General features: G+C 71.2%; 23 protein-coding genes. 8 read left to right on the top strand and 15 right to left on the bottom strand.

The features are described 5' to 3' along the window. Positions 1 to 19: 19 nt before the first annotated feature. Genes benC through benA form a run of 3 tightly spaced genes read right to left on the bottom strand, consistent with a single transcriptional unit; the run spans position 20 to position 4381 of the window. Positions 20 to 2518, bottom strand: coding sequence for a benzoate 1,2-dioxygenase electron transfer component BenC (gene benC / locus VHD82_RS35295; protein ID WP_325713690.1), 2499 nt, complete (start codon positions 2516 to 2518; stop codon positions 20 to 22). Positions 2519 to 2528: 10 nt separating this feature from the next. Next, on the bottom strand, positions 2529 to 3035 hold the full coding sequence (benB, locus tag VHD82_RS35300) for a benzoate 1,2-dioxygenase small subunit (RefSeq protein ID WP_325713692.1): 507 nt from the start codon (positions 3033 to 3035) through the stop codon (positions 2529 to 2531). Next, positions 3032 to 4381 (bottom strand): benzoate 1,2-dioxygenase large subunit, encoded by a 1350-nt coding sequence (gene benA / locus VHD82_RS35305; protein WP_325713694.1) that lies wholly within the window; start codon positions 4379 to 4381, stop codon positions 3032 to 3034. The genes benB and benA overlap by 4 nt, the downstream gene beginning before the upstream one ends. Positions 4382 to 4591: 210 nt before the next feature. On the opposite strand from benA, the gene VHD82_RS35310 reads away from it, so the two are divergent. The 4 genes from VHD82_RS35310 to catC are packed head-to-tail and all read left to right on the top strand — an operon-like array spanning position 4592 to position 7757. Beyond that, positions 4592 to 5500: a LysR substrate-binding domain-containing protein gene (locus VHD82_RS35310; RefSeq protein WP_325713696.1), complete on the top strand. Its 909-nt coding sequence runs from the start codon at positions 4592 to 4594 to the stop codon at positions 5498 to 5500. Then, on the top strand, positions 5497 to 6600 hold the full coding sequence (locus VHD82_RS35315; protein ID WP_325713698.1) for an enolase C-terminal domain-like protein: 1104 nt from the start codon (positions 5497 to 5499) through the stop codon (positions 6598 to 6600). The genes VHD82_RS35310 and VHD82_RS35315 overlap by 4 nt, the downstream gene beginning before the upstream one ends. A gap of 29 nt (positions 6601 to 6629) precedes the next feature. After that, positions 6630 to 7475: a catechol 1,2-dioxygenase gene (gene catA / locus VHD82_RS35320; protein WP_325713700.1), complete on the top strand. Its 846-nt coding sequence runs from the start codon at positions 6630 to 6632 to the stop codon at positions 7473 to 7475. A 3-nt stretch (positions 7476 to 7478) separates the two neighbouring features. Further along, positions 7479 to 7757, top strand: a complete 279-nt coding sequence (gene catC / locus VHD82_RS35325; RefSeq protein ID WP_325713702.1) for a muconolactone Delta-isomerase — start codon at positions 7479 to 7481, stop codon at positions 7755 to 7757. A gap of 59 nt (positions 7758 to 7816) precedes the next feature. Here catC and VHD82_RS35330 read toward each other — a convergent pair whose 3' ends face one another. After that, positions 7817 to 8740 carry a polyphosphate kinase 2 family protein gene (locus tag VHD82_RS35330; RefSeq protein ID WP_325713704.1) on the bottom strand — a complete coding sequence of 308 codons (924 nt, stop codon included), beginning with the start codon at positions 8738 to 8740 and terminating at the stop codon, positions 7817 to 7819. 48 nt (positions 8741 to 8788) lie between these two features. Next, positions 8789 to 9913, bottom strand: coding sequence for an AI-2E family transporter (locus VHD82_RS35335; protein ID WP_325714006.1), 1125 nt, complete (start codon positions 9911 to 9913; stop codon positions 8789 to 8791). 149 nt (positions 9914 to 10062) lie between these two features. On the opposite strand from VHD82_RS35335, the gene VHD82_RS35340 reads away from it, so the two are divergent. Continuing rightward, on the top strand, positions 10063 to 10491 hold the full coding sequence (locus VHD82_RS35340; protein ID WP_325713706.1) for a DUF7144 family membrane protein: 429 nt from the start codon (positions 10063 to 10065) through the stop codon (positions 10489 to 10491). Between the two features lie 11 nt (positions 10492 to 10502). Then, a complete protein-coding gene (locus VHD82_RS35345) occupies positions 10503 to 11351 on the top strand; it encodes a YhjD/YihY/BrkB family envelope integrity protein (protein ID WP_325713708.1) in 849 nt (282 codons plus the stop codon). Here the strand turns inward: VHD82_RS35345 and VHD82_RS35350 are convergent. Genes VHD82_RS35350 through VHD82_RS35365 form a run of 4 tightly spaced genes read right to left on the bottom strand, consistent with a single transcriptional unit; the run spans position 11302 to position 14619 of the window. Continuing rightward, on the bottom strand, positions 11302 to 13143 hold the full coding sequence (locus VHD82_RS35350; protein WP_325713710.1) for a glycoside hydrolase family 15 protein: 1842 nt from the start codon (positions 13141 to 13143) through the stop codon (positions 11302 to 11304). The genes VHD82_RS35345 and VHD82_RS35350 overlap by 50 nt on opposite strands. Positions 13144 to 13175: 32 nt before the next feature. After that, positions 13176 to 13739, bottom strand: a complete 564-nt coding sequence (locus VHD82_RS35355; RefSeq protein ID WP_325713713.1) for a potassium channel family protein — start codon at positions 13737 to 13739, stop codon at positions 13176 to 13178. Then, the gene (locus VHD82_RS35360) at positions 13736 to 14152 is read right to left on the bottom strand and encodes an SHOCT domain-containing protein (RefSeq protein ID WP_325713715.1); all 417 of its coding nucleotides are present in this window, start codon (positions 14150 to 14152) and stop codon (positions 13736 to 13738) included. The genes VHD82_RS35355 and VHD82_RS35360 overlap by 4 nt, the downstream gene beginning before the upstream one ends. A 26-nt stretch (positions 14153 to 14178) precedes the next feature. Continuing rightward, positions 14179 to 14619: an archease gene (locus VHD82_RS35365; protein ID WP_325713717.1), complete on the bottom strand. Its 441-nt coding sequence runs from the start codon at positions 14617 to 14619 to the stop codon at positions 14179 to 14181. A gap of 108 nt (positions 14620 to 14727) precedes the next feature. On the opposite strand from VHD82_RS35365, the gene VHD82_RS35370 reads away from it, so the two are divergent. Then, positions 14728 to 15342: an HdeD family acid-resistance protein gene (locus VHD82_RS35370; protein ID WP_325713719.1), complete on the top strand. Its 615-nt coding sequence runs from the start codon at positions 14728 to 14730 to the stop codon at positions 15340 to 15342. Positions 15343 to 15348: 6 nt separating this feature from the next. On the opposite strand, the gene VHD82_RS35375 is transcribed toward VHD82_RS35370, so the two are convergent. Together VHD82_RS35375 and VHD82_RS35380 are read right to left on the bottom strand one after the other, a co-directional pair. Then, positions 15349 to 17862 (bottom strand): LuxR C-terminal-related transcriptional regulator, encoded by a 2514-nt coding sequence (locus tag VHD82_RS35375; RefSeq protein ID WP_325713722.1) that lies wholly within the window; start codon positions 17860 to 17862, stop codon positions 15349 to 15351. A gap of 144 nt (positions 17863 to 18006) precedes the next feature. After that, positions 18007 to 20625 carry a LuxR C-terminal-related transcriptional regulator gene (locus tag VHD82_RS35380; protein ID WP_325713724.1) on the bottom strand — a complete coding sequence of 873 codons (2619 nt, stop codon included), beginning with the start codon at positions 20623 to 20625 and terminating at the stop codon, positions 18007 to 18009. A 148-nt stretch (positions 20626 to 20773) separates the two neighbouring features. On the opposite strand from VHD82_RS35380, the gene VHD82_RS35385 reads away from it, so the two are divergent. After that, positions 20774 to 22087: a hypothetical protein gene (locus VHD82_RS35385; protein ID WP_325713727.1), complete on the top strand. Its 1314-nt coding sequence runs from the start codon at positions 20774 to 20776 to the stop codon at positions 22085 to 22087. On the opposite strand, the gene VHD82_RS35390 is transcribed toward VHD82_RS35385, so the two are convergent. From VHD82_RS35390 to VHD82_RS35405, 4 genes are read right to left on the bottom strand one after another with little or no spacing between them, the layout of a single operon-like run. Beyond that, positions 22076 to 22552, bottom strand: a complete 477-nt coding sequence (locus tag VHD82_RS35390) for a hypothetical protein (RefSeq protein ID WP_325713729.1) — start codon at positions 22550 to 22552, stop codon at positions 22076 to 22078. The genes VHD82_RS35385 and VHD82_RS35390 overlap by 12 nt on opposite strands. Further along, on the bottom strand, positions 22549 to 23148 hold the full coding sequence (locus VHD82_RS35395; RefSeq protein ID WP_325713731.1) for an RDD family protein: 600 nt from the start codon (positions 23146 to 23148) through the stop codon (positions 22549 to 22551). Before VHD82_RS35395 ends, VHD82_RS35390 begins: the two co-directional genes overlap by 4 nt. Further along, positions 23117 to 23557 (bottom strand): hypothetical protein, encoded by a 441-nt coding sequence (locus VHD82_RS35400; protein ID WP_325713733.1) that lies wholly within the window; start codon positions 23555 to 23557, stop codon positions 23117 to 23119. Before VHD82_RS35400 ends, VHD82_RS35395 begins: the two co-directional genes overlap by 32 nt. Then, entirely contained in the window at positions 23554 to 24945 is a 1392-nt protein-coding gene (locus VHD82_RS35405) for a DUF2252 domain-containing protein (RefSeq protein WP_325713735.1), read from the bottom strand. Before VHD82_RS35405 ends, VHD82_RS35400 begins: the two co-directional genes overlap by 4 nt. Between the last annotated feature and the right edge of the window lie 104 nt (positions 24946 to 25049).

A 25049-nucleotide genomic window follows, 5' to 3' on the forward strand; every position in this document is an offset into this window, starting at 1 on the left:
TCATCACGATAGCTGCGCCTCAACCCAGGTCGCCGCCCGCGACCGGGAGCACCGTGCCGGTGATGTAGGCGGCTTCATCGGAGGCGAGGAACGCGATCGCGGCCGCCTGTTCGTCCAGCGTGCCGTACCGCTTCAGCAGCGAAGACTGCACCGTCTGGTCGATGTGCGCCTGGAACCACGCCTGCTCCTGCTCGGTCTCGGCGGCCGGGGTGCCACGCGAGATCTTCCGCGGCGGGGCCTCCGTGCCACCGGGGGCGGTGGCGACCACGCGGATCCCGGCCTCGGCGTACTCGAAGGCGAGCGACGCGGTGAGGGCGTTGATCCCGCCCTTGGCCGCCGAGTAAGGGATCCGGTGGATGCCCCGGGTCGCCGCGGACGAGACGTTGACGATCACCCCGCGCCCCTGCGCGGCCATCGAAGGCAGCGCGGCATGACAGGCATACAGGGTGGTCAGCAGCGACCGCCGGATCTCGGCCTCGATCTGCGCCGGGGTGAACTCGGTGAACGGTTTGAAGTTGATCGCCCCGCCCACGTTGTTGACCAGCACGTCGATCCGGCCGAACCGGCCGATCGCGGCCTCGGCCACCGCCCGCGCCCCGTCCGGAGTCTCCAGGTCGGCCAGTACCGCCACCGCGCCCGGCAGTTCCGCGGCAACGCCGGTCACCAGGTCCGCCCGGTCGGCGAGCACGACGGTGCCGCCTTCGGCGCTGATCCGGCGCGCGGTGGCCTCGCCGATGCCCTGCGCGGCGCCGGTGACCACCACGACCTTGCCGTCGAAACGACCGGGGCTGACGAACTTCGGGCCAGGCCGGGGGCCCGCCGCCATCGCGCGCCGGGTGGTGATCTTGGACCGGTCCGCGTGCTCGGCGACCAGGCGCCGGGCCGCGGCCCGGTCCCCCGCTTCGAACGCGGTGACGATGTCGAGGTGGTCCTGCGTGCACCGGGGGTGGCACCAGGTGGCGCTCCGCAGGGTCTCTTCCATGTGCCCCTTGACCCCGAGCGCCCGGTAGGCCTGCAGCAGGTGTTCGTTGCCGGTCAGGGTGAACAGGTAGTCGTGGAAGGCCGCGTTCGCCTCGGTGTAGGCGGCGGCGTCGACGAACCTGTCACCGTCCACATAGGGCACGGTGGCTTCGGCGAGCAGCCGGTACCCGGACAGCTGCGGCACCGACAGCCTGCCGATGGTGATCTCCACGGCACCCAGTTCGAGCGCCTGGCGCGCCTCGAACACGGCGTCGGACTCGTGTACCGACGGGTGTTCCTCGCCGATCTCGTAGCCGCGGGGTGTCAACGGTTCGAGGTCGCTTTCGGGCAGCATCCGCTGTCCGGCGATTTTGCGCGCGGCCGCCGCTTCTTCGGCGGGCGGCCGCGCCCTGCCCCCGCGCAGCGGCGAAAGCTCCCGCGGCGGGAACAGTTCCTGCCCGGCGACACCCCGGCTCACGCCGACGGGCCCGGGTTCGGGCAGCACCGGCCCGGGCTCCGCGGGCGCTTCGACCGGAGCGGGCTCGGCAGCGGCGGCCGAGAGGGCGAACTTCTCGTAGTAGAAACCGGTCGGCTCCACCCCGCGTTCGGCGAAATGCGTGCGCACGGCCTCGACCATCGGTGGCGGCCCGCACAGGTACACCGCGACATCACCGCCGTGCAGGTGCTCGTCGCGGATCAGGCTGGTCACGTATCCCTTGTTGGGCGCGGCACTGTCCGGATCGGACACACAGTAGTCCCAGGTCAGGCCCTCGACCTGAGCGGCGAGCTCGTCCAGGGTCGCGGTCTCGACCAGGTCGTCGTCGGTGCTGACGCCGTAGACCAGGTGCGCCGGGCGCGTCGAGCCGGCGGCACGCAGCGCTCGCAGGATGGACAGGATCGGGGCCAGCCCGGTCCCGCCGGCCAGCAGCAGCACCGGGCGATCGGCCTCACGCAGGAAAAAACTGCCGTTGGGGCCGGTGAACGCCAGCTCGTCGCCGGGCCGGGCGCGTTCGGTCAGGTAGTCCGACATGACGCCGCCGGGGGTGAGCTTCACGAGGAACGTCAGCTGCTTGTCGTCCGGGGCGGAGCTGAACGAGTACGACCGGGTCTGCCCGCTGCCGGGCACCGCGATGTTGACGTACTGGCCGGGCAGGAACGCGAGCTTGTCGCGGTCCGGCGTCTCCACGGTCAGCGCCACCGTCGTCGGGGAGAGCCGGTCCAGCGCCGTGAGCGTTGCCGGGTACGTGGCCGCCTGGGTTTTCGCGACCGCCGACGTGCTCGCGATGCGCAGTACGAGATCGGATTTCGGCTTCATACTGCACGGCAGGACGTAACCCTGCTCCGCCTCGGCTTCCGTCAGCGCGTCGTCGAGGTAGCTGCCGCCGTCGAACTCGCCCGACTCGCAGAACGCCTTGCAGGTGCCGCACGCCCCGTCCCGGCAGTCCAGCGGGATGTTGATCCGCTGCCGGTACGACGCGTCCGCCACGGTCTGGTCCGGCGCGCACGTGATGAAGCGGGTGACACCGTCCTCAAAGGACAGCGCGACCTGGTGGGTCATGACGCTCCCCTCAGAAGTGGTAGACGTCCACGACGTGGTGGATGTAGTCGTTCTTGAGCACCACGGTCTTGCGGCGGATCAACGGGGATTCACCGGAGAAGTCGATGGTGTAGAACGACGTGCCGTAGTACGGATCCACGGTCTGGTAACGGAAGTACATGGTGTGCCAGTTGAACCGCACGTCCACCAGATCCCCGCGCCGCTCGATCAGCTCCACGTTGCTGATGTTGTGGCTGGTGCGCGGTTCCGGGATCGAGGTGGCGCTGGAGCGTTCGGTGCGAATGCGGAACACCCGGTCCTCCAGGCCGCCCTTGTTCGGGTAGTAGATCAGGGAGATCTCGGTCTGCGGGTCCTCGGTCAGCAGGTCGTCCACGCCCCACGACGGCATCCAGTAGACGACGTCGTCGGCGTAGCAGTCGAGCCACTGCTCGAACTCGCGGTCGTCGAGATACCGTGCCTCGCGGTAGAGGAACTGCTCGATGTCCTGCTGGGTAACGGTCCGTTCGGTGGTGGTCATTCCCGTGCTCCGATCGCGGCCCGCATGGTCTGCTGCCAGTAGCCGTGCTGGACCGGGTAGAGTCCTTCGTCTTCGTTCTTCTGCCCGGCCGAGACGACGCCCTTCATGCCGAGCGAAAGCGCCACCTCGTCCGGGCCGGTCAGCCAGTGCCGCGCGCCGCGGCTCAGGTCGTTCCACGGGGCGGCGGTGGCCTGGTAGGTGAGCTGGCAGGAGCGGAACTCCTCCAGGTCGTCGGGGGTGGCCATGCCGGAGGCGTTGAAGAAGTCCTCGTACTGCCGGATCCGCCAGGCACGCGCGTCGGCGCTCTCGCCCTTCGGCGCGATGCAGTAGATGGTGACCTCGGTCCGGTCCGGCGCGATCGGCCGGAAATGCCGGATCTGCGTGGAGAACTGGTCCATCAGGTACACGTTGGGGTACAGGCACAGGTTCCGGGACCCGCGCACCATGAACTCGCCCTTGGCATCGCCGAACTCGCGCTTGAGCTCGTCCATCCGGTTCCACAGTGGACGGTCCTGCGGGTTGCCTGCCCAGGTCCACAGGCACAGGTGCCCGTGCGGGAACGACCAGTAGCCGCCGCCGGACTTGCCCCAGCTGCCCGCGTCGAGGGTTTTGGTCTCGTTCTTGGATTCCCCGCTCCCGCGGCGGGCGGTGGTGGCCGCGTAGTTCCAGTGCGTCGCGGTGACGTGGTAGCCGTCGGCGCCGTTCTCGGCCTGCACCTTCCAGTTGCCGTCGTAGGTGTAGCTCGACGCGCCACGCAGCACCTCCAGCCCGTCCGGCGACTGGTCCACCAGCATGTCGATCACCTTGGTGGTGTCGCCGAGGTGCTCGGGCAGCGGCAGCACGTCGGGGTTGAGGCTGCCGAAGAGGAACCCACGGTAGGAGTCGAACCGGGCGACCTTCGTCATGTCGTGCGAGCCGCCGGTGTCGAACGAGTCCGGGTAGCCCGCGCCCTCGGGATCCTTGACCTTGAGCAGCTTGCCGTCGTTGCGGAACGTCCAGCCGTGGAACGGGCAGGTCAGGGTCATCCGGTTGTCGGTCTTGCGGCGGCACACCATCGCCCCGCGGTGCGCACAGGCGTTGATCAGGCAGTGCAGCTCGCCGCCGGAGTCGCGGGTGATCACCACGGGCTGCCGGCCGATGTAGGTGGTGAAGTAGTCCCCGGGCCCGGCCACCTGGCTCTCGTGCGCGAGGTAGATCCAGTTGCCCTCGAAGATGTGCTTCATCTCCAGCTCGAAGATCTCCTCGTCGGTGAAGATCCGGCGGTTCGCCCGGTAGATCCCGGCTTCGCGGTCCTCGACGAGAGCGTCGGCGAGCACGGCCGACAGATGCTCCTGGGTCTCGGTCATTGAGTCCTCCCACCGCCGTAATCGGCTTTGATCGGCGTCGTTCTCCTGACTGTGACGGGGCCCGCCCCGGCGCACACCAGGCAAATGCCCAGTCCTGACCCAGGGTGTTATTGATTGACATCGCCTATCAATGCGACGGAAATTAGTCTTTGTGTTGTCGCAATATCCGTATCTACGGTGAATCAATCGCACCAGAAGGGAGGTCCGGCGATGGAGTTGCGGCATCTGCGGTACTTCGCCGCCGTGGCCGACACCTGCCATTTCGGGCGGGCGGCCCAGCGGTTGCACATGGCTCAGCCGGCGCTGTCCCAGGCGATCCGCCAGCTCGAGGACGAGCTGGGCGCGCCGCTGTTCGTCCGCACCACCCGGCAGGTCGCGCTCACCCCGGCCGGCGAGTTCCTGCGCGGCGAGGTGCAGCGCGTGCTCGGCACGATCGACGACAGCGTGCGCGGCGTGCGCCGGATCGCCGACGGACGCCGCGGCTTGGTGCGCTTCGCGTTCACCGGCACCGCGGCCTTTTCCCACCTCCCGCGGATCGCGCGGGCGCTCAAGCTCGCCCTGCCCGAAGTCGCGGTGGAGGTGCACGCCGACCTGCTCACCCCCGCCCAGTGCGACGGGCTGCGCGCCGGGTCGCTGGACCTGGGCGTGCTGCGCCCGCCCGCTCGCGGCGAGGGCATCGAGCTGCGCACCATCGAGACCGAGCCGCTGATCGTGGCCGTCCCGGCCGATCACCGGCTCGCCGTGGAGCCCGTGGTGTCGGTGGCCGATCTGCGCAGCGAGGACTTCATCGCCTACGCGGGCAAGGACTCCGTCGTGAACGCGGCGGTGTTGCGGGCCTGCCGCGCCGCCGGATTCACCCCGCGCCTGGAGCATCTCGTGCCGGGCACCGCCGTGCTGCTGTCGCTGGTCGCGGGCGGGCTCGGCGTCGCGATGGTGCCCGCCTCGGCGCGGGCGCTGCCGCTGGCCGGCGTGGTGTTCCGCGACCTGGCCGGCGCCGGGAGCGTGGAACTCGCGCTGGCCTGGCGGCGGGAGGAGGAGTCCTCGCTGGTGCGCGCCGTGCTCGACGTCCTCGAAGACGCACTGACCGCCGAACGACACGCCGCCGAGGTGAGCCCGTGAAGATAGCCCGCGTGGAGGCGATCCCCTTCGCCATCCCGTACCGCAAACCGCTGAAGTTCGCCTCCGGCGAGGTCCGCGTCGCCGAGCACGTGCTGGTGCGGGTGCACACCGACGACGGGGTCGTCGGGGTCGCCGAGGCGCCGCCGCGGCCGTTCACCTACGGCGAGACCCAGTCCGGGATCGTCGCGGTGATCGAGCAGATCTTCGCCCCGCAGGTGATCGGGCTGAGCCTGCTCGACCGCGAGGTGATGGCCACCAGGCTCGCCCGCACGGTCGGCAACCCGGCCGCCAAGGCCGCGATCGACATGGCCGTGTGGGACGCGCTGGGCCGCACCCTCGACGTGCAGGTGACCGAGCTGCTCGGCGGCTACACCGACCGGATGCGGGTCTCGCACATGCTCGGCTTCGACGCGCCGGAGGCGATGGTCGCCGAGGCCGAGCGGATGCGCGAGGTGCACGGCATCACCACGTTCAAGGTGAAGGTCGGCCGCCGTCCCGTTTCGCTCGACACCGCGGTGGTGCGGGCGCTGCGCGAAGGGCTCGGCGAGGACGTCGAACTGTACGTGGACGGCAACCGCGGCTGGACGGCGTCGGAGTCGGCGAAGGCGATGCGGGACATGGCCGGTCTCGGGCTGTCCTTCGCCGAGGAACTGTGCCCCGCCGACGACGTGCTCGGCAGGCGGTGGCTGGTGTCGCAGTTGGACGTGCCGTTCATCGCCGACGAATCCGCGGTCACCCCCGCCGACGTGACCCGCGAGGTTCTCGGCGGCTCGGCCACCGCGATCAGCATCAAGACCGCGCGCACCGGCTTCACCCAGTCGCAGCGCACCCACCACCTCGCCGAGGGGCTCGGCCTGGAAGTCGTGATGGGCAACCAGATCGACGGCCAGCTCGGCTCGATCTGCACCGTCGCGTTCGGCGCGTCGTACCGGCTCACGTCCCGTCGCGCCGGCGAGCTGTCGAACTTCCTCGACATGAGCGACGACCTGCTCACCGAACCGCTGGAGATCCGCGGCGGGGAGCTGGCCATCCGGCCGGGCGCGGGGCTCGGGATCGAACTCGATCCCGGCAAGCTCGCCCACTACCGCCAGGACCGCTGAAGCGGCACCAAGGAATCAAGGAGGATCCCATGACCGCCACCCACCACGAAACCGCCACGGCCGCCGGCTCCGGCGCGGGCGCGACCGCCCGGTTCAAGAGCGACAAGACCGCCGGCGCCGGTACCCCGCCCGAGCGGGTCGACCTGCTCGCCCGCGAAGTGCTTTCGGCGGTACACGAGACCATCCGCCGGCACAAGGTCACCTACGACGAGTACAACGCGCTCAAGTCCTGGCTGATCAGCGTCGGCGAGGACGGCGAATGGCCACTGTTCCTGGACGTGTGGGTCGAGCACGTCGTCGAGGACGTCGCGACGGAACACCGCGAGGGCAACAAGGGCACCATCGAAGGCCCGTACTACGTGCCCGGCGCGCCGGCGCAGGGCACGCGGATTCCCATGCGGGACAACGAACCCGGCACGCCGCTGGCCTGGACCGGCCAGGTCCGCAGCACCGACGGCACCCCGCTTGCCGGGGCGAAGGTGGAGCTGTGGCACGCCGACGCCGACGGGCTGTACTCGCAGTTCGCGCCCGGCATCCCGGAGTGGAACCTGCGCGGCACCTTCACCGCGGACGACGAGGGCCGGTTCGAGATCCACACCGTGCGCCCCGCGCCGTACCAGATCCCGACCGACGGCGCCTGCGGCAAGCTGATCGCGGCCGCGGGCTGGCATTCGTGGCGCCCGGCGCACCTGCACGTGAAGGTTTCCGCGCCAGGGCACGAACTGCTCACCGCGCAGCTGTACTTCCCCGGCGACGCGCACAACGACGACGACATCGCCTCGGCGGTCAAGCCCGAGCTGATCCTCGACCCGAGGCCGTCCGGCGACGGCGAGACCATCGACTACGGCTTCGTCCTCGACCCCGAACGGAGCTGAGCGATGCTGTTCCACGTCAGGATGGACGTGCACCTGCCGCCGGATCTCGACGCGGGCGTCCGGCAGGACATCGTGGCCAGGGAGAAGGCGTACAGCCAGCAGTTGCAGCGGGCCGGGAAGTGGCCGCAGCTGTGGCGGATCGTCGGCGAGTACTCGAACATCTCGATCTTCGATGTCGATTCCGGCGACGAGCTGCACCAGCTGCTGTCGTCGCTGCCGTTGTTCCCCTACCTGGACATCAAGGTCACCGCGCTGGCCCGGCATCCCTCCAAAGTGGACTGAAGCCGCGGGCCCGGCCCCGGGGGCCGGGCCCGCTTCGCCCTTCGGGGGACGGGGAAAGGTCAGAGCGGCGCCTCGGCCTCCAGCACCTTCTTGATCTCGGCGAGGTCGCGGCGCGCCTCGTCGCCGACCTCGGGATAGGCCGGGTCGATCCCGATCAGGGTGTGGGCGAGGATCGCGCCGGCGCAGATCCTGGCGAACCACTTGCGGTCGGCGGGAATGACGTACCAGGGCGCCCATGCGGTGCTCGTCGCGGAGAGCATTTCGGAGAACGCCCGCTGGTAGTCGTCCCAGAAGCCGCGTTCGCGGACGTCGGCCGCCGAGAACTTCCAGTTCCGCTCCGGCACGTCGATCCGCTTCAGGAACCGCTTCCGCTGCTCCTCCTTGGACAGGTTCAGGAACATCTTCACGACCTTGAACCCGTTGTCGCTCAGATAGCGTTCCCAGTCGTTGATCTCCCGGTACCGGCGTTCCCACACGCCCTCGCGTCGCGCGCTGGGCGGCAGTTTCTGCCGGTCGAGGTTGTCCGGATGCACGCGCACCACCAGGACCTCCTCGTAGTGCGAACGGTTGAAGATGCCGATCTCGCCCCGGCCGGGCAGGCGTTGGGCGTAGCGCCACAGGTAGTCGTGCGCCAGTTCCTCGGCGGAGGGCACCTTGAAGCTGCTCACCCGGACGCCCTGCGGGTTCAGCCCGCTCATCACGTGCCGGATCGTGCCGTCCTTGCCGCCCGCGTCCAGCGCCTGCAGGCAGACCAGCACGCCATACGTCTCCTGCGCCGCGAGCCGGCGCTGGTACTCCGCGAGCACGCCGATCCCGGTGCGCAGCAACGCCTCGCCGTCTTTCTTGCCGAGGAAATCCGCCTTGTAGCGCGGATCGAAGTCCTCCGCCAGCCGCACCCTGCGCCCCGGCGCCACCCGCAGCGGTTCGATGAACTCCGCGATCTGTGCCGCACGCGCGCCGTCGAAGCGCAGGTCCTCGTCCATCCGCGGTCCACCTCCGTCCGCTGCGGACATCCCCGGCGTATCCCGTCATCATTCCAGCCCCGGCCCCTCCTTGTCGTCACCTGTTACGGGCGGCCGTTTCTTCCGTTCCGGCGCCCGCACCAGCGCGTCCGCCCACGTGGCCCGCGGATCGATGTCCACCAGCAGCGCCTTGGTCAGCAGGGTGGCCGGGATCGCGAGAATCGCCCCGAGCGGGCCGAGCAGCCACGCCCAGAACACCAGCGCCACGAACGTCACCAGCGCCGAGATGCCGACCGCGTCACCGACGAACCGGGGCTGGACCAGCGACTGCAGGACGAAGTTCAGCGCGCCGTAGACGGCCACGACGATCAGCAGTTCCCGCGGGCCACCGATCAACAGCCCGAGCAGCGCGGGCGGGGCCAGGCCGAGCAGGAAGCCGACGTTGGGGATGTAGTTCGTGATGAACGAAAGCAGGCCCCAGGTGAGGGCCAGCGGAATCCCGATGATCGCGAGCGCGATGGTGTCCAGTACCGCCACCGCGAAGCCGAACACCGTCGTCACCACGAGATAGCGCCGGGTTCCCCTGGCGAAGCTGTCCATCGCGTCGCTGACCGCCGGGCGGTCCGCCGCGATGGCGGCGATCCGGTCGGCCGCTCCCCCGGCCTCCAGGCCCAGGAAAAGCAGCAGTGCCAACAGGAACGCGAAATTGGACACCAGGCCCGCGACTGTGCCGAGCACGTCGGCCACCACGGCGGTGAGCTTGCCGAGGTCCAGCGAATGGGCGAGGCTCGCCAGCTGGTCCGGCCCGACCCCCAGCTTGCCGAGCGCCGACGTGAGCGACGCGGCCAGCTCGTCCGCCCGGTCCGCGTACTGCGGTAGCAACCCGGCCAGCCGGGCGATCGAGACGATGATCCCGAGCGCCAGCACGAGCATGATGCCGTAGACGAGCACCAGCAGCACGGCCGCGGTCAGCCAGGCCGGCCAGCCGCGCCGGCGCAGCCACGCCTGCACCGGCGCGACCGCGATCACGATCACCAGCGCGAGGAAGACCGGTCCCAGCAACCACGCCGACGCGCGTACGCCCGCCACGATGATCACCACCGCGGCGGCGCCCAGCAGCACGACCAGCGCCCGTGGTGGTCCGGCGCCGGGCAGGCCCGTCCGGTCGGGCGAACGCTGGGTGGCCCGGTACATCCTCATCGGCCGAAGCTAGCCACGGGCGCACCATGCCGAGATCACCCGACCTGGGCGAGAAGCCCGCGCTCACCCCGCGCAGGCGAAGCCACCGCCGCCCGCGGGCGGCACAGTCACCGCCAACCGCCCGCGCAGAGGGGACAGCGATCATGAACCAGCAAGCACACGGTGGCACCACCACGCTTCGCCCTGCCACGTCCGAGGGCAGCGGCTGGCTGACGTTCGGCGGGGCGATGCTCGTGCTCGTCGGCCTGTTCAACGTCATACTCGGGCTGGTCGGCCTGACCAAGAGCAGCTACTACGTCGTCGGCCCGGAGGGGCTGCTCGTCTTCGACCTGACCGCCTGGTCCTGGATCCACCTGACCGTCGGGGTGCTCACGGCGGCCACCGGGGTGGCCCTGTTCTTCGGCGCCACCTGGGCCAGGGTGATCGGCGCGCTGCTGGCCGGTTTCAACGCGCTCGCGCAACTGGTGTTCCTGTCGGCGAGCCCGTTGTGGTCCACCATCATCATCGCGCTGGACATCCTCGTCATCTGGGCCGTGGTCACCCACGGCGCCCAGACGCGTCCGGAGAGGTGAAGCAAACCCGGGTGACCCGCGCCCGGGAGACGGCCGTACGCCTCGCCGAGCGCACCGGAACCGGGATCGGCCGGGCCGCGGCCCGGTACCCGTGGGTGGCCACCGCCCTGGAGGTGCGCACCCGTGACCGGGACATCTCCGGCAGGCTGCTCGCCGCCGCGCTGGCGTTCCGGATCTTCCTGTGGCTGCTGCCGTGCACGCTGCTCGTGGTGGCGGTGCTGGGTTTCGGCGCGGGTCACGAACGCGAGGTGGCCGGGAAGGCGGGGCTGAGCCCGCTGACGGCGAGCCTGCTGGACCAGGTCGGAAACCAGGCGCACCAGAGCAGGTACGTGCTGGCCGTGCTCGGTGCGGCGTCGCTGTGCCTGGCGGGTTTCGCGCTGGGGCAGACCTTCGACAGCCTCCGGGCTCGCCTCGGCTCCGGGCCGGCGGCCGGCACCCCTCGCGCCATGCTGCTGAGAGCGGTGCGCTACTCGGCCGTCGTGCTGGGCCTCAGCCTCGGCTGCCTGCTCAGCCCGCTGCTGCATACGGCGGCGCACGTGCCGAAACCCGTGGTCTCGTTGTGCACGCTCGCGCTGTTCACCTGGCTGGGCATCCTGCTGTACCGGACCGGCAATTCCTTGCCGTACCGCGAACTCCTGCCCGGCGCGCTGGTGTTCGCGGCCGGGCTGGAGGCGCTGCGGCTGATCGCGGCGTACCTGTTGCCGTCGAAGCTGGGCCGGGCGTCGGAACTGTACGGAACGCTCGGGGTGGCGGCGGCTGTGCTGGTGTGGCTGACGCTCATCGCCCGGTTCGTCGTACTCGGCCAGCTGCTCAACGTCGTGCTGGCCGAACGCGCTCGTCCAGTGCGCGATCCAGGCTGAGCGCCGCCTCGATGAGTGCGAGGTGGGTGAAGGCCTGCGGGAAGTTGCCGACCTGCTCACCCGTCAGCGCGATCTCCTCGGAGTACAGGCCGACGTGGTTGGCGTAGGTGAGCATCTTCGAGAACGTCTGCCACGCCTCGTCCAGCCGGCCCGCCCTGGCGAGGGCTTCGGCGTAGGCGAAGGTGCACAAGGAGAACGTGCCCTCCTCGCCCTGCAGCCCGTCCGGGGAAGCCGCCGGGTCGTAGCGGTAGACCAGGCTGTCGGTGACCAGCTCCTGACGCATCTCGTCCAAAGTGGACAGCCATTGTGGATCGTCGGGCGCGACGAAGCCCGCCTTCGGCATCCGCAACAGCGCCGAGTCGAGCACCTCGGTGTCGTAGTGCTGCACGAACGCGTGCCGCCCGGGATGCCAGCCACGTTCGAGGATCTCCTCGTGGATCCGGTCGCGCTCGCCGGTCCACCGCGCCACCCCGCCGGGCAGCCCGTGCTCGGCCGCCAGCCGGATGCCGCGGTCCAGCGCCACCCAGCACATCAGCCTGCCGTAGGTGAAGGGCCGCCTGCCGCCGCGGGTCTCCCAGATGCCTTCCTCGTCCTGCTGCCAGTTGCGCCCGACCCAGTCCAGCACCTCCGTGATCGCCTGCCAGCCACGCAGCGGTATCCCCATCCCCGCCCGGTCGGCGATGAAGATGCTCTCCAGCGCTTCGCCGTAGATGTCGAGCTGCAGCTGGTCGGCGGCGTCGTTGCCGACGCGCACCGGGCGGGAGCCGTGGTAGCCCGACCAGAGCGGCAGCACCTCCTCCTTCAGCTCCGAGGTGCCGTCGACCCGGTACATGATCTTCAGCGGCCCGGAGGGGCCGCCCGCGCGCTCGCGCACCCGGTCGCCCAGCCAGCCGCCGAAAGCCCTTGCCTCGTCGACGAAACCGAGGCCGAGCAGCGAGCCGACGGAGAACGACGCGTCGCGCACCCAGGTGTAGCGGTAGTCCCAGTTGCGTTCGCCGCCGATCTGTTCGGGCAGGCCCATCGTCGGCGCGGCGACCAGTCCGCCGGTGGGCGCGTAGGTCATCAGTTTGAGGGTGATCGCCGAGCGGCTCACGGCCTCCCGCCACCGGCCCCGGTAGTCGGACCGGGCCAGCCACGACCGCCAGAATCCGACCGTACGATCGAACAGCTCGCCGATCTCGGCGGCCCGCAGCTCGCGCGGCGGCCCGTCCGGGTCGGATTCCAGCACCATGCCCCGCACCTGCCCGGCGGTCAGCTCGACGGTGATCCGCACGTCCCCGTCCGCGACCTCGGCCTCGGCCAGCCGGTCGTCGTCCGGTTCGCGGACCGCGTGCAGCGCGAGCCGGGAACCGTTGGCGGAGAACAACACTCCCTGTCCGGTCGGCTCGGTTTCGTGGGCCTGGCGGCCGTAGTCGAACCGGGGCGCGATGTCGACCTGGAACCGCAGCCTGCCGCGCACGCAGCGCAACATCCGCACGAGCCGGTGGCGGGTGGTGGCCGCGCCGGTGAGCGGGGGCATGAAATCGACCACCTCACCCACCCCGGTCGCGGTGAAGAAGCGGGTGATCAGCACCGCGGAATCGGGGTGGTAGACCTGTTTGGTGTGGTAGCCGAGCGCCGCGGGCCGCACCTGGAACCGCCCGCCGTCCGCTTCGTCCAGCAGCGCCCCGAAAACGCTCGGCGAGTCGAACCGCGGGCAGCAGAACCAGTCGACCGCGCCGTCCGTGCTGATCAGTGCCGCTGTCTGCAGGTCGCCCACGACCCCGTGGTCGGCGATGGTCGTCTCGGTCATCACTGTCCTCCTGGTCCGGTCCGGCAACCGCACTACCGCGAACGACTGTGCGCGTCATCCACCGCGGGTGACTCCTTCGGCCGCGCGCGGCCACGCTGCACCGCGACCAGGATCAGCCGCAGCACCAGCCCCAGCACGAGCAGATCGCCGATCATCTGGAAGGTCACCAGCACCCGCGCGGCCGTGCTCACCGCGACGATGTCGCCGAAACCGACCGTGGCGAACGTGGTGACCACGAAATACAGCGAGTCGGTCCGGGTCAGCGCCAGCGAGAAACTGCCCGGGTTCGTGCTTTCCAGGAAGTAGTAGGCACCGGCGAAAACGAGCAGGAACAAGGGAATCACCAGCGCGAGCGCCTGCACCCCTTGCAGGAGCGGATAAGGCGCGCGCAGGATCGCGCGCACCTCCCACACCACCACGAACACGACCGCGACCAGGCCGCCGATCAGCAGGATCAGCGCACCCCCGGCCGGCGACGGCGCCAAGGGCAGCACGTAGTAGACCGTGACCAGGATCGCCACGGTCAGCACGGCACGCACCGCTGCCCGCGCCACCGGGGCGGCGGTTCCGCCCGTCTCCCCGGCGGCTCCGCTCATCGCGCGAGTGCGCGGGACTTGAGAGTCTGATACTCGCCGTCGTCGATCGTGCCGTCGTCGAGCAGCTTCTTCGCGCGGGCGATCTCGTCCGCGCCACCGTCCTGCGGGCCGGCGGCCGCCACGGCGCGTACCTGATCGTCGAACCGGATGCGCGCGGCTTCCGCCTCGGCCTTGCGCCGTTCGCCCAGATGCCTGCCCTGCGCGATGAGATAGCACAGCACACCGACGAAGGGCAGCACGAGCACCAGTACCGTCCAGCCTGCCTTGCCCCAGCCGGAGATGTCCGTGCGGCGGAACAGATCGCCGAAGATCACGATGAGCAGCCAGAACCAGGTCACCCAGCCGAAGAACACCAGCATCGTCCACATGACATCCAGGAACGGGTATCCCGTGCCGGATTGCGCCAGAACCATGACTTCTCCTTCTCGCGGAAGTGCTTTCAGACGTCGATCCGTGCCGTGCAGCACCAGCGCCCGCCGCCCGGGCGCAGGCAGTGCGCGTTCCCCGGTGACACCCCCTTCGGGACCGGCCCGGCCGGCAGGATCGCGCCGAGGTCGACCACCGCGCACACCAGGCGCAGCCCGTCCGGGGTCGCCCGCACGTCCGCCGACAACGGGATCTCCTGCCGGGAGCGCAGGTTCGTGATCACCGCGCCGAGCACCGCGGCCAGCAGCTCGTCGTCGGTGTCCCCGCGTACCTCGCGGCTGAACGTCGTCGCGGGCGCCCGGAACCGGACGCGGACCAGGCTGTCGGTCAGCGCGGTCACGGCTTCGGCGAGGCAGGACTCCCTCGTCGGCGCCCAGGCCCTGATGTGCAGATCCGCGGCGTGCACCGGCTGGCGGGCCGCGCCTGCCGGTTTCGCGACTTCGAGCGAGCTCACCACCTCAGCGTCGGCGCCGCGCGCACGAACGGCACCACCTCCTGCGGGTGAGTCCGTCACGGGCGCGAACGGGCAGGCTGCGCGGGAAGCCGACGCCAAGGAGTGGCCATGACGGAAAACGCGGCAGGCAACCGGGATACCGCGACGATGGCGGCACAGCTCACCCAGTCCTCCTCGGTGGTGATCGGGTTCGGCGCGGTCACGGCCGCCGCCGGGATCCTGGTGCTGGTCTGGCCGACCGCCACGCTGGGCCTGATCGGCATCGTGTTCGGCGTGTTCGCGTTGCTCAACGGCGTGTTCCAGCTGATGTCCGCGATCGCGACGGGCGAGCCGGCGGCGAGCCGCCGCGTGCTGCTCGCCCTGCTCGGGGTCCTGTCCCTCATCGCCGGGGTGCTCTGCCTGCGGCACCTGGTCCAGACGCTGGCCGTGCTTTCCTTGCTGCTGGCCATTTTCTGGGTGGTCAGCGGGGTGCTGGGGATTGTGCACGCGCTCGCGTCACCGCCGGGCCACGGCCGTGGCTGGGCGTTCGTGGCCGGGCTGCTTTCGCTCGCGGCCGGGATCGTGCTGCTGGCCTACCCGTCGGCCACCCTGCTGGTGCTGGTGTGGCTGCTCGGGATCGAGCTGATCGTGTTCGGGCTCGTCGCCGTCGCGTCCGGGCTCCAGGCCCGGCGGCAGGAACACGCGCCCGCGCACTCGATGCAAGCCGGGCCGCATCCCGCCTGAGCACGCTCAGTCGAGACCACGTTCCCTGGCCACCACCACGGCCTCACGCCGGCTGCTCACCCCGAGCTTGGCGTAGATGGCGCGCACGTGGGTCTTCACCGTGTTCACCGAAACACTGAGCTGGCAGGCGATTTCCTCCAACGGCCGCGGCGAGGTGAGGCGCATCAGCACGGCGCGTTCCCGTCCGGTCAGCGTCGCCCGGCCCGAGTCGTCGCCGAGCCCCGCCACCGCACGCCACACCCGGCCGGCGAAGGCGTCGGAACCGCCGAACCCGCCGAGCTGGTCGACGAGCAGCCGCCGGACCTCCGGTTCGGCGTAGGCGAAGGGCCGCAGCACATCGGCGGGTTTCGCGACGCGAAGCGCCGTGCCGAGTGCGTAGCGGGCGCGGGTCCGGCGATGCCCGGCGAGCGCGAGTGCCGCGTCGGTCAGCCAGGCCTGCACCCCGGTCATCGGTACCAGACCGTGTTGCCGGGTGGTCGGCAGGAAACGGGCGACCGAGTCGAGGTCCCCGTGGGCGAACGCGGTGCGCGCCGCCATCAGGTGGATTTCCGGTGTGCTGCCGAGCCGGTGCGCGGCCCAGTCGGCCACCTCGCGCGCCTGCGGGAACCGGCCGAGTTCCAGTGCGCACTGGTGCTCGGTCAGCGCGGCGGTGGCGACGAGCGCCGGCAGCGTGGACCGGTCGCCGAGCTCACGGCGGGCGGCGTGCAGCTGTTCCAGCCCGATCGTGCGATCGCCGCGGTCGAAACACGCCGCCCCGCCCACGAGCTGTCCGGCGAACCGGACCGCAGGCGAAGCGGATTCCCCTGTGGTGTCCACGGTTCGCAGCGCGCCTGCCGGGTCGAGGTGGACCAGTTTCGCCAGCCCGAGCATCGCCCGGCACACCGGCAGCCACGGCGAATTCTGCCAGCCGCCGCTCGCCGCCAGCGCCAGCGCTTCCTCGCACGCCCGCTCCATCGCGGGGTAGTCCCGGTCGGTCGCGGCGACGAACGCGTGCGCCACCCCGCGGTGCATCAGCAGGTAGTCCAGTTCGTGCCAGCGGCCGAGGTCCTCGGCGATCTGCAGCTCCCGCAACGCCCCCGCCCCGTCTCCGCGCGCCGCGAGCGTGACGGCGCGATCGGTGCAGGCCCACGCCACCTGGCCGCCGGAAGTTCCCACGGCCTCATCCGTGGCGGTGGGAAGTCGTCCTGCGGCACAGGCGTAGGCGGAGACGATGAGGCGCCGGAGTTCGGCGAACGCGTGCTCGGGACGCCCCGGCCCGTCGGCGGCCGCACGCGCGAGCGCCCGTTCGGCAGCGGCGAACTCGCCTTTCTCCAGCCACGCCAACGCCGAGAACAGCACCAGCCACGGATCGACCGCGGCGGCAGCGCCGGCCGCGGCCACCCCGTCGAGCACCAGATCGGGTTCGCCGAACAGCAGCATTTCCACGGCGTTGGACCGCAACAACGACACGATCGCCTGGCTGTCCTCGCTGTGACAGGCGTGCCACAACGCCTGCCGGTTGTGTCCCTCCTCCGCGTAGGTGACGGCGACGATCTTGTGCAGCACGTGCACCAGACCGGGGCTGGCCCGGTTCAGGTCGGCACTGAGGTACGAGCGCAGCAGCGGGTGGATCCGGTACCAGCGGCGATCCGCGCCCAGCGCGGTCACCAGCGAGTTCTCCCGCTCGAGTTCGGCCAGCACGGCACCGGCGTCGGCCTCCCCGGACAGGCTGCCCGCCAGTTCCGGGGTCACGTGCTCGCACACGCTGAGCAGCCGCAGCAGCCGGCGTTTGCGGTCGGGCAGCCGGCCGAGCACCTCGCCCGCGAGGAAATCCGCGATCGTGCGGTCGTCCCTGGCGTAGTTGTCGAGGAACCGGTCGGGATCTTCCGCACCCCGCAACGAACGGGCCGCCAGCCGCAGGCCCGCGACCCAGCCGTCGGTCAGCTCGACCAGCCTGCGCACCTGGCTGCCGGTCAGCTCCACCCCCGCCGCCCGTAACAGCGGCGACACCTCGTCGACGCTGAAGCGCAACTGTTCGCCCCGGAACTCGGCGAGCCTGCCCTCCACCCGTAACCTCGCCAGTGGCAAGGGCGGGTCCGCGCACGCCGCGAGCACGAGCCGGAGGTTGTCCGGCTGGTTGCGCACCAGCCCGGTCAGCACGCCGAGCGCGGCCTCACCCGGCAACGACTGCACGTCGTCGAGCACGAGGTACAGCGGCCCTGGCAGGACGTCGATCGCGTCGATCAGGGCAGCCAGCACGGCGGCGCAGTCACCGGGGCGCGGCGGGCCCAGATCGTGGATCCGGCTCTGCGCGGGCACGATCGCGCATTCGCGCACCGCGGCCAGCAGCACGGTGAGGAACGCCGCCGGGCTCGCCTCGCCGGAATCGAGGGTGACCCACGCCTTGTCCGCGACCCCCGTTGCTTCCACCCAATCCGCCAGCAACAGTGTCTTGCCGTATCCCGCGGGTGCGCACACCAATGTCACGCCGGTCGCGGAAACGGCTTCGCCGAGCCGTTCCCGCAAAACCGGCCGTCGCACGAAATAACCGGGAACGCGCGGTGGCGCAAACTTGGCGCGAGGAATGGACCACCGGCCACGCGCCCGGCCGGTGCCGGACATTTCTGCCATTTCACCGACACTAGGAACGGGATCAGCGGCCATCCAAGGGCCGAAAGACACCTGTCAGTCCGGGAAATCGTCCCGGGGCTCCAGCAGTCCCTGCCGGATCGCGGCGGCCACCGCGTCCCTTCGCCTGCGCACCGACAATTTCGCGTAAATCCCGCGGACATGTGTTTTCACGGTGTTCGGCGAAACGGTGAGATCTTCGGCGATTTCCTCGATGGACCGCAAAGTCGGCAGCAACCGCAGCACGCTGCGTTCCCGTTCGGTCAGCGGGGTGGGAATCGACGGCCGGTTCAGCCTGCGCCTGCGATCGAGCACGCGCGCGGCGAAGCGCTCCCGGCCACCGAGCGTGCCCAGCAACGACGTGAGCGCTTCGACGACGTCCGCCGGGGCAAAGACCAGCGGGAACCACACGTCCGCCTCCTCGCCGGCGGTCAGCGCGCGCGCCAGCCACCGGTGCGCGTGGTCCCGTTCCCCGGTCGCCAGCGCGATCTGCACCCCCAGCAGCATTCCCTCGATCCGCGACCAGGGGACCGCGGTGGGCGCCGCGCCGTCGAGCAGCAGGTCGAGCAAGTGCGCGGCGAGGCTGTGCCTGCCGAGCGCGAACTGCGCCCTGGCCCGCATCAGCGCGAGTTCACCGGGGCACACCCGCACACGCTGGCTCCATCGCAGAACCTCACGGGCGCGCTCTCCGGCACCGAGCAGCACCGCCGCCCGCTGCTCCAGCACCGCGCACAACGCACGGCCGTCGCCGGGCAACCCGGCGCCACCGAGACGCGCCTGGCCCATCCGCCGGAGCCCGGCGTACCAGTCGCCCAGTTCGAACTCCGCCGCGCCGCGCAGCACGCCCGCCATCACCGGCAGCATCGCCTCGACCGGCGGGGGCCGGCGTTCGGCGAACCGGCCGGCGTCCGCAGCCTGCCGCACGGCTTCCGCGGGATCGGCCCGCAGCAGCGCGCTGTAGGCCAGCAGCACGGCGCCCGCGGTGCCTTCGACCGTGCGCCCGGCGTCCTTGGTTCGCGCACCCGCCTCGCGCGCGTATGCGTGCATGGCGAGGTAATCCCCCACATTGCCCGTTATCCGGCCCAGCGCGGTGCGGCAGCGGGTCACGACATGGTGCTGTCCCAACGATTCCGCTTCGGCGAGCGCGGCTTCGAGCGGCGCGCGGTCGGCGGGCGCCATCGTGGCGCACGCGGATTGCACGGCGGCCAGCAGGCCGAGTTCCGTTCGCCGCGCCGACTTCACGTCGATTGCCTCGGCGGCGCGCGCGATTTCGGTTGGCTGGGCACCGATCTCGGCGCGGCGCGCCCGGACGAGCTGCCGCAGGATCTCCACTTCCGGTGCGGAATCGCTCGCCACGACCGATTCCGCTCTGGCCAGGTACAGGCCCGCGGTGCCGGTCTCGGCGAGTTCCAGGTGCAGTGCGGCCAGCACCAAGGTCAGCAACGGATCCTCAGCGAGCACCGGGTCGTCGAGCGCGCCCAGTGCGTGCCGGAGGGCGCGGTGCTGACCGGCGAGGAAGAGGCGGATCGCGTGCCCGGCCAGCAACGAGGCGAGCCGCGTGGAATCGCCTGCCCGCACGGCGTGGCCCAATGCGGCCGCCGGATCCGCGTTGCCGGCGAACCAGTCCGCGGCGGTGGCGTGCAGCGCCGCGAGCCGGTCCGGGTCGCGGCGGCCCAGATCGGCGAGCAGGTAGGCGCGCAGCAACGGCGAAAGCCGGTACTCGCCGGAGCTGGCCGGTGCCAGCACCATGATCCGCTCGCGTAGTTCGTGCAGGGCCGCCGCGGCATCGGGCCGTCCGGACAGCGCCCTCGCCGGGTCCGCGGAAATCACCGGGCACACGCTGATCGCGAACAGGAACTCGCGCAGGTCCTGCTCCAGCGGAGCAAGCACCTCGTCCGCCAGGTACTGCTGCAACGCCCGGTCGTGCCCGGCGAGGAGGCCGTCGAGGCGGTCACCCGTCACGGCGTCGGCGGCCAGCCGCAGCCCGACAGCCCAGCCGTCGGTCTCGGTGACCAGGCGCGTCAACGTTTCCGGCGCCGCATCGGCCCCGGCGAAGGCGAACAACGCGGCCGCCTCGGCTTCGGTGAACCGGAGCTGCTCCGCGCGCACTTCGGCGAGCTGGTCGGCCAGCCGCAGCCGGGCCAGCGAAAGCGGCGGGTCCAGCCGGCCCGACAGGATGAGCCGCAGCCTGGCGGGCCGATGCCGCAGCAACGCCTGAAGTCCGTTCCGCACAACGGGTTCCACGATCTCCTGGATGCCGTCGAGCACGAGCACGACCGGTTCGCGGGCCGCGCCGAACGCCTCGGCCACCAGCGCGAGGAACGCCGGATCGGCGCCCGGCTCGGCCGGTACCTCGACCCCGCTCAGCGGGCCGACCGCCGGATGGTTCTCCAGCGCGTCGAGGATCGCCGACCACAGCCGCCGGTCGTCGTTGTCGTCGGCGTCGAGCGACACCCAGCACACCGCGCCGCGGTGCCGCCGGTGCGCCCATTCCGCCAGTAGCAGGGTTTTCCCCGCCCCGGCCGGGGCGCACACCGAAGTCACGGCCACGTCGCCGGCCTTGTCGAGCGCGGCCAGCAGCCGTGGCCTCGATACCAGGTGTGCCGGCAGGTTCGGCACCGCGATCTTGGTGTTCGGCACCCGCCGGCGCGAGACCCGGTCGGCGGGCTCGGCCATCACCCCTCCCTGGGTTGCCGCCATTGTCTGTGCCGATGGCGCCCGATACCAGGGGACCGGCCGATCTCACCCCCGGAAGACGAGGATCCGGTGGCGCACATCCGACGACCGTGAGCCGGGCGATCCCGGCTGACGAACGGAGCCCGCGATGACCGGATCGGTGGAACACCGCCCTTCGCTCACCTCCGGGGAGCAGGAGGAACTCGCCCGGTTGCGGGCGGAGGTCGCGCGGCTGCGGGCCGGGCGCCCGAGACGGCGGTTCGCGTGGAAGTCGCTGGCGTCGGGGGTGCTACTCGTGCTCGGCTGCCTGCTCGTGCCGGTGTCGCTGATGACGGTTTGGGTGCACAACCAAGTCGCCGACACCGGCCGGTTCGTCGCGACCGCCGCCCCGCTGATCCGCGATCCCGCCGTGCAGGCCGCCGTCACCGACCGGGTCACCGACGCGGTGTTCGCCCAGGTCGACATCCCGGGGCTGGCGACCGGCGCGGTGAACGCGCTGGCCGCGCAGGGTGCACCGCCGATCGTCACCACCACGATGCAGGGCCTCGTCGGCCCGCTGACCTCGAGCGTGCACGGTTTCGTGCACGACCGGGTCGGCGACCTGATGGCGAGCCCGGGAGTCGCGGCACTGTGGGACCAGACGATCCGGGTGGCGCACGAGCAGCTGAACGCCGTGCTCTCGGGGAACAGCCAGGCGGTGGTGATCTCGGGCGGCCAGGTCAGACTGGATCTGGCCCCGTTCATCGCCGCGGCCAGGCAGCAGCTGGTGGCCTCCGGGCTCGCCGTGGCCGCCCGTATCCCGGACCTGCACCCGACGATCGCGATCACCGACGCCACCACGCTCGAGAAGGCCAGGGGCGGGTATTCGCTGCTGGACTCGCTGGCGACGTGGCTGCCGTGGGTCATGCTCGTGCTGCTGGCGCTGGGCGTCTACCTGGCCCGCCACCACCGTCGTGCCCTGCTGGGGGCCGGTCTGGGGATAGCGCTGAGCATGCTCGTCGTCGCGGCCGCGCTGCTGATCACCCGGGGTGCGCTCACCGGCGCGGTGCCGCCGCGCGCGACCATCGCGACCGGCAACTCCTACGACATCCTGGTGCGCTTCCTGCGCGGTGGGCTGCGCACGCTGTTCGCGGTCGGCATCGTGGTCGCGCTCGGCGCTTTCCTCGCCGGGCCGTCGACGACGGCGGTGGGGTTGCGCCGGGGCACGGCGAAGGCGATCGGCCGGCTGCGCGGCCTCGGCGGGAGCGGCGGGCTGCCCATCGGCCCGGTCGGACCGTGGGTGCACGCGCATCTGACCGTCCTGCGCGCCGGCCTGGTCGGGGTGGCGGTGCTGATCTTCGTTTTCCTCGACCGGCCGAGCGGGCTGACCGTGCTGGTCATCGCGCTGGTGCTGCTGTTCTGCCTGGCAGTGGTGCAGCTGCTCGATCAGCCTGCCCGGGAAAAGACCGGCTCAGCCGGATGACGTCGTGCCGGACTGGCACAGCCGCGCGGCATCCCGCAGCGCCGACAGCGTGTCGTTGGCCGCCGTGCGTGCCCCGGCCAGGTCGGCAGGCTGCGCGGTCAAGGCTGTCTGAAGTCGTTGCAGCGCCGCTTTCGCGTCGTCGAGCCGGGCGCTGGTCTGGGGCCCGATCACCGACCGGGCGGTGTCGATCGAGGTGGACAGGTCCGTGGCCGCGGCCCGCACCTGGTCGCCGGTCGCCTGCCCGGACACGAACCGCCCGACCGTGGTGACGAGGTTCTGCCCGCTCGTGACCAGGGCGCCGCATTCCGCGCCGGCCGAGGGACTCGCGGCGGCCGAAGAAGGCGGCGCGGCCGTCGACGGGGAGGTCGTGCTTCCGTTGCCGCCGTCGCCCTGGGAACACCCGGCGGCGAAGGCCGCCGCGGTCGCCAGCGTGACCCCTGCGCACCGCATCCGGACACTGCTCACGAGTCCTCCCCTCGCTGGACATCCCGGCCAGGATCACCCCACACGGGCCGGTTCGCCTCACTTGTTCCGGGTGACGTCGCCGGCAGCCGCGGGCTCCAGTCGTAGATCACCACGGTGCCCAGGATCAGGTCCTGCACCGACCGGCGCGACCGGCTGAGCACCACCCACAGCAGCCCGGCGGGAAACAGCAGGTACGTGATCGCCCGCAGGAACGCCCGGCCCCACCGCAAGCGATTCCCTTTCCGGCTCAGCACCCGCAGCCCGAGCAGTTCGTCGCCGAAGGTGCGCGCGGTCGCGGCCCACGAAACCGCCAGGTACAGCGCCGCCACGGCCAGCCCGGCAGGCACGAGCAGCCCGCTCGGCGGTGCGGGAAACGAGAAGGAGACCGGGTTGAAAACGAACTTCAGCCCGGCCAGCCCGAGGTACAGCCCGCCACAGATCAGCGCCACCACCACGACGTCGACGATCGCGGCCGTCACGCGGCTCACGATCCCCGCGTGCCGTCCCTGGAAGGCCCTGGCCTCGGCGGGCAGCCCGGTGAGCCAGGCCGGTGGCCTGGCGTCCTCACCGGCCATGTCCGGGCGTCGCGCGCCCACCGCCGAACCAGCGGGACACCGCGTCGTCCGCCGCGACCACCCGGATCCGCACGTCCCGCACGCTTTCGGTGGCCACCGACCCGGTGGAGGCGCGGATGATCTCGGGCAGATCGATCTCGGCCAGCACGTCCCGGACGATGCCCGGCAGATCCAGCCGGCCGAGCACGTCGGTCACCAAAGCCGGTGCCACGCGGCGGTACACGCGCTGCGCGAGTTCGGCAGCTTCGCGCCGGCGCCGGAAACCGCGCTCGGCCATGGCGCGCACCGGGGACGGCCAGCCTGGCGGGACGGGCTCGACGAAGGGCCGCGCCAGCCGGACGATCCGCGCACCCGCACCAGCCGCCACGCCGACGAAGATGTCGGCTACGACCGGGCCGGTTTGCCGCTGCGGCAACGAATCCGCGGTCATGACGCCGTCCGCGCGCACAGCGCGGCGTAGTCCCGCTCGTTCTGCTCGGCATAGGCGAGCGCGAACTCGTGGATCGCGTGGTCGAACACGGGGCCGGAGCCGAGGTACGCGGCGATGGCGATGCCGTCGCCCGAGCGCGCGTGGGCCCTGGCCAGCGTCCACCCGCACAAGTCGCCGTACGCGGAGAGCATCGCGGGCGTCATGTTTTCCACCGTCGCCGAGCCCTTCGCGTCGCGCAGCTGCCGGACGTAGAAATCCCTTTCCTCGCCGTCGATCCCGGACACCCGGACCCAGCCGAGGAAGATATCGCTGACCGTCTGCATCAGCCGCTGCCCGACGATGACCCGCTGCCCGTGGTTGGCGAAGCCGCTCGCGCCGGTGAACTGTTCCAGCACCGACGGGCCCGCTTCCTTGGCCTGCAGGAAAAGCGGGTCGTGTTCGTCGTTGCCCAGCAGCAGGAGCATCCAGCAACGGGTGCCGACGCTGCCCACCCCGACGACCATCCGCGCGATGTCGGCCAGCGCGTAGCGGTCCAGCAGCGCGCGGCGTTCCGGCTCCAGCGTCCCGCGGTATGCCCGAAGCACGCCGCCGAGCTGTTCCTTGAGCTCCGCGGGATCGAACCCTTCGACGTCCAGTTCGTCCGCCCGCACCACCCGGGGCGGCTCGGAGGCGATCCGCGGGACACCGCCCTCCCGCGTGGTGAACCTGGACAGCGAGCCGATGTTGTCCCGCGACCACGCCTTGGTCACGGTCCGGTCCAGCCGTTTGCGGCCGGTCGAATCCAGCCGCGGCGTGGCCTGCGCCCGCACCGACTCCAGGTCGGCGTGCGCGTACCAGACGTCCAGCGCCGTGCGCGCGGCGAACTCCCGCATCGCGGTGCGGTATCCGCCGACACCGGCGAGGACCACGTTCGCGCGTTCGGCGGCGGAGAACCCGTTGCCGCGCCCCGCGATCTCCAGGCTCGCCGCGAGCCGTTTCACGTCCCATTCCCAGGGCCCCGGCGCGGTTTCGTCGAAATCGTTGATATCGAAGACGAGCCGGCGTTCCGGGGACGCGAACAGGCCGAAGTTCGCCAGATGCGCGTCACCGCAGCTCTGCACCGTCAGCCCGGTGCGCGGGGTGGTTTCGAGGTCGTGGGCCATCGGCAGCGCCGCGCCCCGGAAGTAGGCGAACGCCGACGCCGACATCCGCTCGTACCGGATCGGGACCAGCTCCGGCACCCGTGCGCGATCCTGGCCCGCGAGCAGTTCCAGCGGCGTCGGCCGGCCTGCCACGCGGTCGAAGCCGGCGTGGCTGGACCTGGGGACCGCCGCCCGGGCGGCCTTTCCGCGCGCCGCCCGCTCCGCGCGGGTTTCGCCCGTGGCGTGCACCTCGGTGAGCACACTCATCTTCGGATCATGCCTCGCGTGCGCCCGGCTCGCCTCCCCTGACCCGGGTGAGCCCGGCTCATCCGGCGCGGGTGACGTGCCGGGCCGGGCCGGACCGCACCGTG

It is taken from the genome of Amycolatopsis sp. (assembly GCF_035546795.1).
In the GTDB taxonomy this organism is placed as follows: domain Bacteria; phylum Actinomycetota; class Actinomycetes; order Mycobacteriales; family Pseudonocardiaceae; genus Amycolatopsis_E.

Coding starts and splice junctions, on each gene's coding strand:
- benC (WP_325713690.1), bottom strand. CDS start 2,518: ATGACCCACCAGGTCGCGCTGTCCTTTGAGGACGGTGTCACCCGCTTC.
- benB (WP_325713692.1), bottom strand. CDS start 3,035: ATGACCACCACCGAACGGACCGTTACCCAGCAGGACATCGAGCAGTTC.
- benA (WP_325713694.1), bottom strand. CDS start 4,381: ATGACCGAGACCCAGGAGCATCTGTCGGCCGTGCTCGCCGACGCTCTC.
- VHD82_RS35310 (WP_325713696.1), top strand. CDS start 4,592: ATGGAGTTGCGGCATCTGCGGTACTTCGCCGCCGTGGCCGACACCTGC.
- catA (WP_325713700.1), top strand. CDS start 6,630: ATGACCGCCACCCACCACGAAACCGCCACGGCCGCCGGCTCCGGCGCG.
- catC (WP_325713702.1), top strand. CDS start 7,479: ATGCTGTTCCACGTCAGGATGGACGTGCACCTGCCGCCGGATCTCGAC.
- VHD82_RS35330 (WP_325713704.1), bottom strand. CDS start 8,740: ATGGACGAGGACCTGCGCTTCGACGGCGCGCGTGCGGCACAGATCGCG.
- VHD82_RS35335 (WP_325714006.1), bottom strand. CDS start 9,913: ATGTACCGGGCCACCCAGCGTTCGCCCGACCGGACGGGCCTGCCCGGC.
- VHD82_RS35340 (WP_325713706.1), top strand. CDS start 10,063: ATGAACCAGCAAGCACACGGTGGCACCACCACGCTTCGCCCTGCCACG.
- VHD82_RS35350 (WP_325713710.1), bottom strand. CDS start 13,143: ATGACCGAGACGACCATCGCCGACCACGGGGTCGTGGGCGACCTGCAG.
- VHD82_RS35355 (WP_325713713.1), bottom strand. CDS start 13,739: ATGAGCGGAGCCGCCGGGGAGACGGGCGGAACCGCCGCCCCGGTGGCG.
- VHD82_RS35360 (WP_325713715.1), bottom strand. CDS start 14,152: ATGGTTCTGGCGCAATCCGGCACGGGATACCCGTTCCTGGATGTCATG.
- VHD82_RS35370 (WP_325713719.1), top strand. CDS start 14,728: ATGACGGAAAACGCGGCAGGCAACCGGGATACCGCGACGATGGCGGCA.
- VHD82_RS35380 (WP_325713724.1), bottom strand. CDS start 20,625: ATGGCCGAGCCCGCCGACCGGGTCTCGCGCCGGCGGGTGCCGAACACC.
- VHD82_RS35385 (WP_325713727.1), top strand. CDS start 20,774: ATGACCGGATCGGTGGAACACCGCCCTTCGCTCACCTCCGGGGAGCAG.
- VHD82_RS35400 (WP_325713733.1), bottom strand. CDS start 23,557: ATGACCGCGGATTCGTTGCCGCAGCGGCAAACCGGCCCGGTCGTAGCC.
- VHD82_RS35405 (WP_325713735.1), bottom strand. CDS start 24,945: ATGAGTGTGCTCACCGAGGTGCACGCCACGGGCGAAACCCGCGCGGAG.